General features: G+C 38.4%; 16 protein-coding genes. 1 reads left to right on the top strand and 15 read right to left on the bottom strand.

What is annotated here, in order from left to right; genetic code table 11:
• Positions 1 to 112: 112 nt before the first annotated feature.
• The 8 genes from C9J29_RS15815 to C9J29_RS15780 all read right to left on the bottom strand — a co-directional run bounded on the left by C9J29_RS15815 (position 113) and on the right by C9J29_RS15780 (position 7,445).
• Positions 113 to 1,636: a tetratricopeptide repeat protein gene (locus tag C9J29_RS15815; RefSeq protein WP_090003049.1), complete on the bottom strand. Its 1,524-nt coding sequence runs from the start codon at positions 1,634 to 1,636 to the stop codon at positions 113 to 115.
• Between the two features lie 90 nt (positions 1,637 to 1,726).
• Positions 1,727 to 2,344, bottom strand: coding sequence for a bifunctional phosphoribosyl-AMP cyclohydrolase/phosphoribosyl-ATP diphosphatase HisIE (gene hisIE, locus C9J29_RS15810; protein WP_089986254.1), 618 nt, complete (start codon positions 2,342 to 2,344; stop codon positions 1,727 to 1,729).
• The gene (gene hisF, locus C9J29_RS15805; RefSeq protein WP_090003048.1) at positions 2,341 to 3,102 is read right to left on the bottom strand and encodes an imidazole glycerol phosphate synthase subunit HisF; all 762 of its coding nucleotides are present in this window, start codon (positions 3,100 to 3,102) and stop codon (positions 2,341 to 2,343) included. The genes hisIE and hisF overlap by 4 nt, the downstream gene beginning before the upstream one ends.
• Complete coding sequence (gene hisH, locus C9J29_RS15800; RefSeq protein WP_008173260.1) at positions 3,096 to 3,728, bottom strand: imidazole glycerol phosphate synthase subunit HisH; 633 nt, start codon at positions 3,726 to 3,728, stop codon at positions 3,096 to 3,098. The genes hisF and hisH overlap by 7 nt, the downstream gene beginning before the upstream one ends.
• Positions 3,725 to 4,324 carry an imidazoleglycerol-phosphate dehydratase HisB gene (gene hisB, locus C9J29_RS15795; RefSeq protein WP_008173261.1) on the bottom strand — a complete coding sequence of 200 codons (600 nt, stop codon included), beginning with the start codon at positions 4,322 to 4,324 and terminating at the stop codon, positions 3,725 to 3,727. The genes hisH and hisB overlap by 4 nt, the downstream gene beginning before the upstream one ends.
• 4 nt (positions 4,325 to 4,328) lie before the next feature.
• Positions 4,329 to 5,603, bottom strand: coding sequence for a histidinol dehydrogenase (gene hisD / locus C9J29_RS15790; RefSeq protein WP_107922409.1), 1,275 nt, complete (start codon positions 5,601 to 5,603; stop codon positions 4,329 to 4,331).
• A gap of 47 nt (positions 5,604 to 5,650) precedes the next feature.
• The gene (hisG, locus tag C9J29_RS15785) at positions 5,651 to 6,280 is read right to left on the bottom strand and encodes an ATP phosphoribosyltransferase (protein ID WP_036120252.1); all 630 of its coding nucleotides are present in this window, start codon (positions 6,278 to 6,280) and stop codon (positions 5,651 to 5,653) included.
• Positions 6,273 to 7,445: an ATP phosphoribosyltransferase regulatory subunit gene (locus C9J29_RS15780; RefSeq protein WP_096364814.1), complete on the bottom strand. Its 1,173-nt coding sequence runs from the start codon at positions 7,443 to 7,445 to the stop codon at positions 6,273 to 6,275. Before C9J29_RS15780 ends, hisG begins: the two co-directional genes overlap by 8 nt.
• Before the next feature lie 526 nt (positions 7,446 to 7,971).
• Here C9J29_RS15780 and C9J29_RS15775 point away from each other — a divergent pair.
• Complete coding sequence (locus tag C9J29_RS15775; RefSeq protein WP_036120258.1) at positions 7,972 to 8,175, top strand: hypothetical protein; 204 nt, start codon at positions 7,972 to 7,974, stop codon at positions 8,173 to 8,175.
• 75 nt (positions 8,176 to 8,250) lie between these two features.
• Here the strand turns inward: C9J29_RS15775 and C9J29_RS15770 are convergent, their stop codons facing one another.
• From C9J29_RS15770 to C9J29_RS15740, 7 genes are all read right to left on the bottom strand, one after another.
• The gene (locus tag C9J29_RS15770) at positions 8,251 to 8,796 is read right to left on the bottom strand and encodes an acyltransferase (RefSeq protein WP_008173273.1); all 546 of its coding nucleotides are present in this window, start codon (positions 8,794 to 8,796) and stop codon (positions 8,251 to 8,253) included.
• A gap of 5 nt (positions 8,797 to 8,801) precedes the next feature.
• The gene (ppaX, locus tag C9J29_RS15765) at positions 8,802 to 9,443 is read right to left on the bottom strand and encodes a pyrophosphatase PpaX (RefSeq protein ID WP_008173275.1); all 642 of its coding nucleotides are present in this window, start codon (positions 9,441 to 9,443) and stop codon (positions 8,802 to 8,804) included.
• A gap of 13 nt (positions 9,444 to 9,456) precedes the next feature.
• A complete protein-coding gene (gene lgt, locus C9J29_RS15760; protein WP_008173278.1) occupies positions 9,457 to 10,278 on the bottom strand; it encodes a prolipoprotein diacylglyceryl transferase in 822 nt (273 codons plus the stop codon).
• 45 nt (positions 10,279 to 10,323) lie between these two features.
• Positions 10,324 to 11,259, bottom strand: a complete 936-nt coding sequence (hprK, locus tag C9J29_RS15755) for an HPr(Ser) kinase/phosphatase (RefSeq protein WP_025116542.1) — start codon at positions 11,257 to 11,259, stop codon at positions 10,324 to 10,326.
• 122 nt (positions 11,260 to 11,381) lie between these two features.
• Complete coding sequence (gene cccB / locus C9J29_RS15750; protein ID WP_008173280.1) at positions 11,382 to 11,699, bottom strand: cytochrome c551; 318 nt, start codon at positions 11,697 to 11,699, stop codon at positions 11,382 to 11,384.
• A 51-nt stretch (positions 11,700 to 11,750) separates the two neighbouring features.
• Complete coding sequence (locus C9J29_RS15745; RefSeq protein WP_036120271.1) at positions 11,751 to 12,593, bottom strand: YitT family protein; 843 nt, start codon at positions 12,591 to 12,593, stop codon at positions 11,751 to 11,753.
• Positions 12,594 to 12,765: 172 nt separating this feature from the next.
• Positions 12,766 to 13,995 (bottom strand): EAL and HDOD domain-containing protein, encoded by a 1,230-nt coding sequence (locus tag C9J29_RS15740; RefSeq protein ID WP_043989566.1) that lies wholly within the window; start codon positions 13,993 to 13,995, stop codon positions 12,766 to 12,768.
• Positions 13,996 to 14,129 lie beyond the last annotated feature (134 nt).

Raw genomic sequence — 14,129 nt, 5'->3', positions numbered from 1 at the left:
AACTAGCAAGGAGTAACACTCAAACGCAATGTTGCCAGGGCAAATTCTTGATAACGTTAGTATGTTCATCGTATGTGAAAGTATAAAGTTATTCAACTATGTTGCTCACACACTAATTATGACTGTCTGGTAAAAAAGCTAAAATTTCTTCAATATACTTCGATAAAGTGGCAACAGATACTCCATATTGTTGAGCTATTTCTTTTTTTGTCACCTTAAGCATTTGAGAAGATCTAAATAAATAATCATTTGCTCCTGCAATCGCTACAGGATTTGTAAAACGATAATTTTGAATTAAAGCTTGTTCACACAGGACAAACCACATTTGAAACATAGGTACAATCAATGATGATAATTTGCCATACTGCTCTAATAAAATTTCCGGCACATTTACAGCACGTAAAAAGCTGGCCTCTACTTTGTTTTTCTTATCAAATTCATGACCAAGTGCATAGGCTAAAAATAATTTCTCAAACGCACCGAATTGCTCGATATTGACCCATTTAGGATGGGCGATTATTTCTTGCTTATGAGCCGTATCCTTCAATAAAAATAAGCCAAAGATACGCTCACTTGAATAGCTACTTTCTAATTTTTCAACAATAAAATTTCGATCATGTTCCAACGCATCCAGTGCAAATTCGTTGTCTTGTTGGCGCCAAGGTTCAAAGCCCTCTTTATCTGGGTCTACCTCTAGCAGTTGACCCCAAGCACTTTTAGAAACTTCCTCATGCCCTGAAAAATAAGCAGCATGGGATAACCAGAAATAAAAACCTGCGTCGCCTACATAGCCTCTTTTTTGCATACTGCGCAACCATTTATAGGCTAATTCATATTGCCCTATTAAAGCTAATGTAGCACCTAGTTTATAACGATGCTCCCATGTATATGGCTGAATTTTAACAAGGATATTTAATAGCTCTTGCAAATCTTCTTCATTCTTTTCGTAATACGCAATCACCGTTAAGTTACAAAGTGCATGTAAGTTTCCCTTATTTTCACGTAGTACTGTATGTAAGAGAGTCTTCGCCTGTTCCTCTTCTCCAACATAAAAATAAGCAAGTGCAAGATTATTATAGGCCGACCAAAAGGCTGGTCGATCTTCAATTAAATCTTCTAAAATAGTAATAGCTTCAGGAAAGTCGCCCTTCTCCATATGACGGCGAGCCTGTTCCTGACGATATAAATCCTCACCAGATCCTTCAAGCTCCTCAAATTCATCCTGCTCGAATGCGACAAATTCTAAAATTTCTGCTGCTTCATCTGCATATGCACCTTCAGGCTCTAGCTGCAAATACTCTTCAGCAAAGCGTTTAGCATCCTGCATGATGCCTACACAACCCGACACTTCCGCCATGTAAAAAATAATTTCCGGATTATCGGGGTCAATTTGATAGGAACGACGAAGCAGATCATACGCTTCTTCAAAACGTTGACCTTCTAACTCTACAATAGCAAGCTGCAAGATTATCATAGGATCATCTGGGCTAAGATCAACTGCACGCTGCAAATATTTATAGGCTTTATTCATTTGTCCACTGTTCATAGCTTGAATTGATTTTTTATAATAATAGTCGCCTGTTGGAATGAACGACACTATATTTGATTGGTTCTTATTTTGACGTTTCTTTTCCAATATATTTCCTCCGAAACAAGAAATAAGGAACGTATTAAACGTTCCTTTACACAGTAAACCCTATTATACCATACAATTAATAATATGCTGTTATTTCTCCTCGTGACGTTTTTTCAACACATGAAGAACATCATATATACTTACCTTTTGTTCTTGCAGTAATACTAGTAGGTGATAAATTAAATCAGCAGCCTCCCACTTTACTTCTTCTGCATCCCGATTTTTGGCCCCAATAACAACCTCTGTCGCTTCCTCCCCAACCTTTTTACAGATTTTATCGATACCCTTGTCAAATAGATATGTAGTATAAGCTCCTACAGGCATTTCCTGTTCTCGCTTTTCAATAACACTTACAAGTTTTGCAATCATTTCTACAGAGCCGACTTCAGCATTTTGCTGTACCACCTCTGTAAAGCAAGAAGTTGTACCATTATGACAGGCTGGACCATCTGGTAAAACCTCCACAACTAATGCATCTTGATCGCAGTCTGTTTTAATGGTGACAACCTTTTGTGTATGACCACTTGTCGCGCCCTTATGCCAAAGCTCTTGACGTGAACGAGAATAAAACCAAGTTTCACCTGATTCTATCGTTTTAACTAATGACTCTTTATTCATATAAGCCACTGTTAGTACTTCTTTCGTATTGGCATCCTGTACAACTGCCGGTACAAGACCTTTCTCATCAAATCGAATACGTTCTATCATCGTACTGCCACTCCTTTTTCCCGTAAGTATTCTTTCACTTGGGCTACGCTTGTTTCTTTATAATGGAAGATGGAAGCTGCAAGTGCTGCATCTGCATCAACTTCTTCTGCTAATACTTCGTAAAAATGTTCGGCATTTCCTGCCCCACCACTTGCAATAACAGGGACTGTCACAGCCTCTCGTACCGCTTTTGTTAATCCCAAATCAAAGCCAGATTTTTCCCCATCTTGATTCATACTAGTTAATAAAATCTCACCTGCTCCTAAGCGCACCGCTTCCTTTGCCCAGTCAATAGCTGACCAAGTAGTTTTGTTGCGCCCACCATGGGTATAAACCATCCATGTACCGTCCTCTTCACTATAGCGAGCATCGATGGCCACGACGATGCATTGGGCACCAAAGAAATCGGAGCCTTCTTGAATAAGGGCAGGACGCTCTAAAGCGGAAGTATTAACAGAAACTTTATCCGCACCAGCGCGTAAAATACGCTTCATATCATCCAACGTCCGAATACCTCCACCAACTGTAAAAGGAATCGCTAATGTGGCTGCACTTTGTCGAACTACATCTATCATTGTTTCGCGACCTTCATGTGAAGCAGATATATCTAAAAATACGAGCTCATCTGCCCCTTGTTCATCATAGAATTTTGCTAGTTCCACTGGGTCACCAGCATCACGAATGGATACAAATTGTATCCCTTTTACAACACGGCCCTCCTTGACATCTAGACAGGGAATAATTCGTTTCGTTAGCATGCTTTCACACCTTTCAGCCATTGCTCCAATAAATATACGCCCAGCTCACCTGATTTTTCAGGGTGAAATTGCATACCTGTCACGGAACCTTTCGTTACAATACCGGGAACTCGTATGCCACAATAGTCTGCATAAGCAACAAGCTCAGACTCCTCAATATGAGTGGCATAAAACGAATGAACGAAATAGACATGCTTTGCAGGGGCACTATTTTCTAACCAAGCAGGACGATTCGCCATCACCAATTGGTTCCAGCCCATATGTGGCACTCGATATGCCCGCCCCTCATTTGTTCCACTAAATCGCTTAATTTGTCCTTTAAAGAAACCTAAGCCATTTGTTGATGTGACCTCATCACTTTGTTCAAATAATAATTGCATCCCTAAACAAATGCCTAAAAGAGGGCGATTTTGGCTTTGGGCTTTTATTAGATAACGATCTAATTTAGTCTCTGCTAAACGCTTTCTAGCATCCGGGAATGCCCCAACTCCTGGTAATAGTAATGCATCTGTAGCATCTAGCTTCTGTTCATCAGCTGTCACAACCACCTCACAGCCCAGTCGATTTAATGCTTGTACCACGCTAAATAAATTCCCCATACCATAATCAATCACACCTATTTTCACGTTAACAGCCCCTTAGTCGATGGTACTCCTTTAACACGTGGATCAATTTCTACGGCAGCATCAATCGCTCTAGCTAATGCTTTAAAAATCGCCTCAATGATATGGTGCGTATTATGTCCATAGGGTACAATCACATGTACATTCATTCGTGCTTCCAAGGCAAATTTCCACAAAAACTCATGCACTAATTCTGTATCAAAAGTTCCCACCTTTTCTTTTAAAGCGGGCACACGGTATTCTAAGTGTGGACGATTCGAGCAATCAACCACCACCTGCGCAAGTGCATCATCCATTGGCACAAATGCCGTTCCATAGCGTTTAATGCCCTTCTTATCGCCAAGTGCTTCTCGAATTGCTTGCCCTAACACAATGCCAAGATCCTCCGTAGTATGGTGATCATCGATATAGGTATCCCCATTCGCATGGATGGTCCCGTCAAAAAGACCATGCTTGATAAATAAATCCAGCATATGGTCCATAAAACCTACGCCTGTTTTAATGTTTGCCTTCCCTTCACCATCTAAATTGATAGCTATTGAAATTTGCGTTTCATTAGTTGTTCGCTCTACTTGTGCAAATCGTTTCTTTTCCGTCATTGTATTATTCCTTCTTCCATCCGCGAGATTCCACCGCACGTGCATGCCCCTCTAAACCTTCCATACGTGCGAGACGGGCAATTTTTGGTGCATTGTCTTGCCAAGTTTTTTCACTGTAATAAACAATACTTGATTTTTTCACAAAATCATCTACGTTTAAGCCACTAGCAAAACGTGCTGTACTATTGGTTGGTAACACATGATTGGTCCCCGCAAAATAATCACCAACAGGCTCTGAACTATAACGACCAATAAAAATACCACCTGCATGCCTTATTTGTTCAGCGATCGCCTCAGCATTATTTGTCATAATCTCTAAATGCTCCGGTGCTAATGAATTAATCGCTTCCACTGCATCTGATACTGTTTCAGCTACATAAATGACCCCAAAATTTTCGATTGAAGCACGGGCCACTTCTTGACGCGGTAAAATCTCCAATTGCTTTTCAACTTCTTCAGCTACCTTTTTGGCCAATTGCTCTGAGGTCGTGACGAGAATAGCACAAGCTAAAGGGTCATGTTCTGCTTGTGATAATAGATCTGCAGCAATTTCGTCTGGAAATGCAGTGTCATCAGCTAATATTGCAATTTCGCTTGGTCCCGCAATCATATCAATTGCAACCTCTCCAAATACCTCCCGTTTAGCAAGGGCTACATAAATATTTCCTGGGCCTGTAATTTTATCGACTGGTGCGATGGTCTCTGTGCCATATGCAAGAGCAGCAATCGCTTGTGCCCCACCAATTTTATAGATTTCATCAATCCCTAAAAGCTGAGCCGCCACTAGGACACCTGCAGGTATTTTTCCATCACGCCCTGCCGGTGAAGCAATCACGATTCGCTTCACACCAGCTACCTGTGCTGGAATCACATTCATTAGCACGGATGATGGGTATGCTGCTGTACCGCCAGGAACATATAACCCTACTGCATCTAGAGCTGTTACACGTTGTCCTAGCCAAGAACCGTCTCCAAGCTCTAAGCGATAGCCGTGTCGTGACTGTTGTTCATGATAAAGGCGAATATTCTTGGCCGCTTCTGCCAAATCCTGATAGAGTTGTTGGTCAAGATCATTTACGGCTTTTTGTATTTCTTCCATTGTGACCTGCAAGCTTGTAGGCATATATCCGTCCCACCGCTCTGTATAGGCACGTAATGCTATGTCTCCCTGTGTCCTGACATCTGCTAGCACCTGTCTTACAACTGTTAACTGTTCCTCATTTCCTCCTTCAAGTGGTCTTTTTAAGGAAATACCCTTTGCTAGTTTTGCTATTTTCATACAATTAAACCCCTTCAGTTACTCATATGTAGCGAGATATGATTACTTTATTGTTCATTCACACACTTCTTTAGTCGCCTTACAAGGTCAATAATACGCTCACCCTTCATGCGATAACTGACTGGATTGGCAATTAACCGAGATGAGACAGCCGAAATAAATTCATATTCCACTAAGCCGTTCTCTTTTAATGTGCGTCCTGTAGAAACAATATCGACAATTCGATCAGCTAAGCCAATCATAGGAGCTAATTCAATAGATCCATTAAGCTCAATGATTTCGACTTGCTCCCCAATGCCTTTATAATATTTCATCGCAATATTCGGATATTTCGTTGCAATTCTAGGAGCAATCTCATTCATCTCTGTATGGGGTAAACCCGCTGATGCGATATAGCAATTACTAATTTTTAAATCCAGTAATTCATGTACCTCTCTCTGCTGCTCTAACAAAACATCCTTCCCAGCAATACCGATATCCGCTACACCATGTTCAACGTAAACAGGTACATCCATTGGCTTTGATAAAATAAAACGAATTTTCTCTTCTGGTATTTCAATCATTAATTTACGCGACATTTCGACCTCTTCTGGTAAATTAAATCCTGCCTCTAATAGCATTTGGTAGGCTTCTTCAAAGATTCGCCCCTTTGGCATTGCAATTGTTAATTCATTCACCGCCAACTTCCTCCTGTCCAACTACAACTACTTCAGTAAAGTGTGCTAAAAAGGCTTCTTCATCGACTAGGCTACTACGCAACTGTAAGGTAGCAAATTTTCCTGCTCCTCGTAATGTGTTTACCTGTAATAAAGCTGCCTCAAATTGTTCTTCCTCAAACAGCACAACAGTTGCTTCTTGCTGCCCCTCTGATTGTCCATTTAATGTTTCCAATAAACGATCGACACGAATGCTAAAGCCTGTCGCACCAGCTTTTGATCCAAACACCTCTAACAATCCATCGTAACGGCCACCATTTCCTAATGGAAAACCACTGCCTAAGGCAAATATTTCAAAAAGCATACCTGTGTAGTAACTCATATGACTCGAAAGTGTAAAATCAAACGTAACATAATCAGCTAAGTCAGCCATCTCCAATAGCTGAGCAAGCTGTTGCATATATACTAATGCATCATTTTTGCGAACATACTGTTCAATATCACGAATATCCTTCACATCCATTGCTTCTTCAATAAACTGGAGAAGAGCATCCGCTTTAGCTTTCGGTAAATTAAATGACTCTACCGCTTCTTCAAATCCAACATAATTTCGCTGGACAAGTAAAGTTCTGAGTGTAGCTTGCTGTTCAATACTCTCTGTGTAATCTTGTAAAATGCAGTTTAGGATTCCTGCATGCCCAATCGTCACTTTAAACGCTACTAATTGTAAGTGTTTCAAAAGCTCCATTGCTGTCACTATGACTTCTGCATCAGCAAATACGGATTGGTCGCCTATTAATTCAATGCCCATTTGATCGAATTCTGCTGGTCTCCCACCTTCTGCTTCTTGTGCACGAAAAACACTTGCGAAGTACGCTAAACGTTGAGGAATCATTTCTTTCAATAATTTTGAAGTGGCCACCCGAGCAATGGGGGTCGTCATATCCGGTCGTAGCACTAATGTATTTCCTTGACTATCCACAAGTTTAAATAAATGAGTATCAGCGATCGCGGAAGCTTTTCCGACTGTATCAAAATATTCAACAGCTGGCGTTTTGATAAACTCATATCCTCTTTTACATAAGAAATCTTTGCCAGTCTGTCTTACTGCTTCAACTTTTTCAAAGATCTGCGGAAATGTATCACGCATTCCAAGTGGTTTTTCAAACATTTTTATTGACGACATATGAACACTTCCTCACATTTACTTTAATTCACTAGAGTATTAGAGAATTAGATTATGAAAGAATTCTAACTTATTTCTTTTCAACAGTCAACGCAATTCCCCTTAATTATCTAAATCTTTAATTTACTTTTCATTTGAATAATATAGAGAGGCAAGAGGCAAGTTGAAGAAAATCTACAAACTTAAAGATTGAGAATGAGAATATGTCTAAAATGTGACAAGCAAATCATGGACGCTGTTAACTTGTCTGTAAAAAATTGATAATGATTCTCGAGTGGACTGAAATATCGACCACTCCATCATTTATTCTCAATACGATCCATTATAAAATTATATTAATATAACTTAATAGCCATGTAAAATTAAAATGATTCTCAATCTCATTATCAATAAAATTACTATACTATCAGTATTTACGATGATTATTACTCTCATTCTACTTTTACTTTTACAATTCAAAATCCTTCATATAGAATAGCATTAATAAATAAAACAACAGTTATAATACACATTGGAGGGATTTATGATGGCATGTCCATTCGTACAACTTAGTGAGCAAATGATCGTTAGTATTTGTAAGGGAGATTTTTATCCTGGTGATAAAATTACACTGCATACAACAGAAGATATTGATGGTACTGCAATCAAATCAACTTTCGTTGAATCAACTTGCTTAGGGGATCATAGTAATTGTGAATTCAAATCAGAATATGATGCTGTACACGCATAAATCGGCTTCATAATACAAAAAACAAAAGCTACTCCCCAAAATTGTTGGGAGTAGCTTTTTAAACTTATTGAACGTTTATTGTTTTTTAGGTGTACACCATTGCACAATTTCATGACGCTTACGCTCTGCCATTTGCTCTGCTGTATAAATAATTTGCATCGGGTTTCCTCCTGCTAGGCAACCAGCCGGCACATCCTTATGTACAAGAGTAGCGGCCGAAACAATGGCGCCATCTCCAATTGTCACACCAGGTAAAATGGTAGAATTCGCACCAACCATTACTTCATGACCAATATGAACATCCCCTAAACGATATTCCTCTATTAAATATTCATGGGCTAAAATGGTCGTATTAAAGCCAATCACTGTATTATCTCCAATAAAAATACGTTCAGGATACATAGTGTCTGGCATAACCATTAAGGCTAATGATGTTTTTTCACCAATGGTCATTCTTAAAAATGTTCGATAAAGCCAGTTTTTCACACGTAAAAATGGTGTGAAGCGTCCAATTTGAATGATAATGAAACACTTCATCACCTTCCAAAAGGACACCGTATCGTAGATTTTCCAAAGAGAATTCGCCCCTTCGACACGGTAACGTTCTGTTTTACGCGCCATCTAACTTACCCCTCTTTCACAATATCCAATAAATCCGTCATATGATGCAAAATAAATTCCGGTTGATACTGCTGTAAGTACGCCTCGCCTTTAATAGCCCAAGCGACACCAGCTGCTCTGACTCCTGCACGATGTCCGGCTTCTATATCATGCGAATTATCTCCAATCATAATGGCATCAGCTTTGTCGACACCTAGACGTTCCAATGCAAGTAATACTGGTTCAGGATCGGGTTTCACATTTTTCACATTATCTGTTCCAATACGCACATCAAATAGGTGTGTTGCTCCAAGGATAGATAGCCCGCGATCAATCGTATCATTCCGTTTTGTCGAAACAATCGCCAATAATATTCCTTGGGCTTTTAATTGCTCTAATGTCGAAACAACATCAGGGTATTGACTAACAAGTTCATCATGATGCTCTAAATTCCAAGCTCGATATTTGGCTATTAAAGCTTCCTCTTCACCTGGTGCAATGTCATTAAATGTCTGCTTGAGGGATGGACCAATGAATTTCAAGCAATCTTTTGGCGAAAATTGCCCGGGAAATCTCTCATTTAAAACATGCATAAATGTTTGAATGATTAATTCATTTGTATTCAGTAAAGTTCCATCAAAATCAAATAGTAGTGCCTTTACAGCCATATGTTACATCCCCTTATTTATTATCTAAGTATTTCATGGCTGGTTTAACCTTTATTCTACGATAAATAATGGCCCCAAGACCTACTACAATACTTATAATAGATACAATCTGTGCTGAGCGTAAATCACCAACTAGGTAAAGACTATCTGTACGCATGCCTTCAATGAAGAAACGACCAATAGAATACCAAATTAAATAACTGAAGAAAATTTCCCCACGATTTAAATTTACCTTACGTAATACTAGTAAGATAATGAGCCCTATTAGATTCCACACGGATTCATACAAAAACGTAGGATGTACATAAGTACCTAATTCTTCAATATACATTTGATTGATAATCCAATCTGGTAACATTAAATTTTCTAAAAATTCCTTTGATACAGGACCACCATAAGCCTCTTGATTCATAAAGTTGCCCCAGCGACCGATAATTTGTCCAATTAAAATACTAGGCGCTGCAATATCCGCTACTCGTAAAAAGCTTACATTTTTAATACGAGTAAATATGTAAGCCGTCACAAATGCACCTATTAACGCACCGTGTATAGCAATACCGCCATTCCATATCTCAATGATTTTACCTGGATTTTCACTATAGTAATCCCAGCGCATTGATACATAATAAATGCGCGCACAAATGATGGAAATCGGAACCGCCCACAATAATAAGTCTGCCAAAAAATCTTCAGGCAATCCTCGTTTTACAGCCTCTCGTTGGCCCACCACATACGCTAAAATAATACCCGATACGATGAGCAATCCATACCAACGGACTGGAATTGGCCCTAAGTGAAAGGCAATCGGGTTAATTTGTAAAAGTAATAAATCCATCTTTTGCTCCTCTCCAACTATCTGTTACCAAAGAACGGTTAACTTTTAATCATCTAATACATCGTTTGACGAAATAACTTCATCTAAACGTCTTGAAAATTCTTCAGCCGCATTTACACCCATTTTCTTCAATCGATAATTCATCGCTGCCACTTCGATAATTACAGATACATTTCGTCCTGGCCTTACAGGAATTGTTAATTTCGTCAATTCCGTATCAATGATTTTCATCTTTTCTTCTTCTAAGCCTAATCGATCATACACTTTTTGAGGGTCCCAAATTTCCAGCTCAATAATAAGTGTAATACGTTTATACGGGCGGACTGCACTTGCACCAAATAGTGTCATAATATCAATAATGCCGATGCCTCGTATTTCCAGTAAATGCTCTAAAAGAGGAGGTGGACTACCAATTAATAAATTTTCTGATTCTTGTCGAATCTCAACACAATCGTCGGCTACTAAACGGTGACCTTTTTTGACAAGCTCAAGAGCTGTTTCACTTTTACCTACGCCACTTTTACCAATAATCAGTATACCAATGCCATACACATCAACAAGGACACCATGTGCAGCTGTCATTGGTGCTAAACGACCCTCTAAATAGTTCGTCAATCTACTTGAAAACTTGGTTGTTGTCATATGTGTTTTAAAAACTGGAACATGCTTTTCGTTGGAAGCTTGAATCAGCTCCTCAGGTACTTCTAAATCCCGAGAAATTATAATTGCAGGTGTATCCTGAGAACAAAGTAAGCGCATCCGCTCAAGCTTGATATCTGTTGGTAACATTTCAAAAAACGACAGCTCTGTTTTGCCAAGCAATTGTACTCTATTGGCTGGATAATGTGTAAAATACCCTGCCATTTCAAGTCCTGGTCTTGAAATATCACTTGTCACAATTGTTCTGCCGATTCCTTCCTCACCTGCTAATAACTCTAACTTAAATTTCTCCATAACATCTCTCGTTAATACTACGACCAATGAAAAAGCCTCCAATCAATGGATAAGGTTCTCCTTATTTTAGCATGTCTATGTATAAAAGAAATGTATTTACTCTTCACAAAAAAAACTAGCGGCTCTCCAGTCCGCTAGTTTTTGAAGTATTATTTTTTAGTAGCTAACCATTTAGCAACTGCTTCAGCATCTGCGCCTTTTACAATTCCTCCAGGCATGCCACCTTTACCATTATTAATAATATCTAAAATTTCCGATTCTGATAAACGAGAACCTACATCGTTTAATGCTGGTCCATTGGCACCTTGTAGCTCGCCACCATGACATGTCACACATGATTTCATTGCGATAGCTTCTCCATCTGGAGCAGTGGCACCTTCATTGTTAGTTGCCTCTTTATCTCCGCCTCCACAAGCTGCTAAGAAAATTGCTGAACCGAACACTAATGTTAACATTGCTTTTTTCATTAGTACCCCTCCTCATAATAGATAATACCTTACGCCGCCATTATACCAAAATTATGCACGTTTGAAACCTTCTCCTAATACCTCATAGGCATCCGAAACGATGACAAACGCTGATGGGTCAACGCTTTTAATGAGTTGTTTCAGCTTTGTGAATTCTGTCTGATAAACAACAACCATAAGAACTGGTCGTGCCTCTCCTGTATAGCCCCCAAATGCTTGTAACTTAGTTACACCCCGATTGACTTCTGCATAAATGGCTTCACGTACTTCATCTTGTTTCAACGTAATAATATAGACCATTTTGGATTGGCTAAAACCTAGCTGAATAATATCAATCGTTTTGGTTGTTACATAAAGTCCAATTAGGGCATACAAACCTTTCTCTAAATCAAAAACAACTGCTGCACTAATCGCTATGATTCCATCTATTAACAGTACACTTGTACCAAGCGTTAATCCAGTATACTTCGTAATGATTTGCGCTAGTAAATCAGTGCCACCAGTAGAAGCATTCCCTTTAAAGACCAGTCCTATTCCTAATCCCACTACAATTCCGCCAAAAAGAGCTCCAAGCAAAGGATTGTCCGTCCATGGCTCCCAGCTATTTGTTAGCAAGACAATAAACGGTAATGTAATCGTACCAATAAATGATTTAATGCCAAATTTTTTGCCGAGTAATAAAACACCAGCAATAAATAGTGGAATATTAAAGGCATATTGTACAATACCCGGATTCCAGCCAAATAACCCATGCAAAATCGTACTAATTCCACTTACCCCTCCGGAGGCAACCTGATTTGGTAATAAAAAGACATTAAAACCAATAGCAATTACTGCTGCTCCTACAATAACATACACATAGTCCACAATGTTTTCCCTAACATCATGTTTCATTTCCCCACGCCCACTTCAACTATCAGAATTTTTTTAAGACGAGATGATTATAGCAAATACTTTCTACATTGAGAACTTCATCTTGATGAAGAGATTAGCTATTGTAGAGGATAAAAATAAGCTATCTTATACGAATGTAAGATAGCTTTTTGTACGAAATATTGGCACTTACTTAAAATGATTTTTCTGCCCATTCCATTGCCTCATAATATAGAAGATCCATATCATTAAGCGGGATATTTAATTGAGCACCTAGCTCCTCTAATCGGGGCCAATCCAATTTGCCTAGAGCGATACTAAATTCTAGAAATGGTGTCATCTCTGTTTCATGCCCTAAAATTGTATTTGTAATATCTTCTGAAAATGGTAGCTGATGTAATATGCTGCTCATAGGTCTTTGCAGTAATGTGTCAATGAGCGAAAACATACCTACAAGGAAATATTCCGAAAAATTCTTTTTGTAAGACAGCTTCGCTAACTTCTCACAAACTTTTGCTCGAAACAAGGACATACACATCACTTCTTTGAAAAGATCTGAATCCGCATCAATATCAATTTCTCGCATCGCTAATAGATAAATCCATTTTCGTAAATTGGATATACCTAATAACACGATTGCTTGTTTAATGGAGCGTACTTTAGATTTTGAACGCTTAGAAGAATTATTGATCATTTGTAATAATTTATACGTCAAAGAAATATCTCGTTCGATATTTTCTGCTAATAATTGAATATTTGGTTCTTCTTCTTTTAGCAAGGAGATGATATGAATATACTGAATCGTATTAGCAGGTATATCTGTTGCTTTTATAATTTGAGGTTGTTCAAAGAAATAGCCTTGAAATAAGACGTATCCAGAAGACTTAGCCACTTCAAATTGATGACGAGTCTCTACTTTTTCAGCGAGCAATTGAATATGTGGATAATTTCCCTTTACTTTATTTTCAATCTCCATTCTTTTAACCATCGATGTTGCTAGAAAATCTACTTTTATATAATCAACTTGTTCAAATAATTCATCATAGATTTCAACATGTTCATCCATAATAAAATCATCTAACGCAATTTGAAATCCATATTTTTTTAGCTCCACCACCCGTTTCACTAATTGTGATGTCAGTGGAACATCCTCTAAAATTTCAATGACAACTTGTGAAGGATTTAAAAATTCATGAATGGAGCTCATTAATAAGTTATCAGTAAAATTAACAAAACCTGGCTTACCTTTTGTTACTTCTTCAAAACCAATTGAAAGAAATGAGTTCACCAGTACATCAATAGTTGCTGCATCTGAATCAACCATTGGAAAGGCATTAACGTTTTTGCCACGATATAATAATTCATATGCAACGACCTGTTCGTGAAGATTAAAAATAGGCTGCCTGCCAATAAATACTTCCATTTCGTTGCCCCCATTTCTCCACATTCTAGTAATTAATAGTATAGCATTTTTTACGACCTGATGCTTATACTTCAATATAATTTATCATCATCATTATAGATTTACTAGTTCTTTTTTCTACCTAAAAAAAGACA

It is taken from the genome of Lysinibacillus fusiformis (genome assembly GCF_003049525.1).
GTDB lineage: Bacteria > Bacillota > Bacilli > Bacillales_A > Planococcaceae > Lysinibacillus > Lysinibacillus fusiformis.
This window is presented reverse-complemented; position numbering and strand designations above follow the sequence as displayed.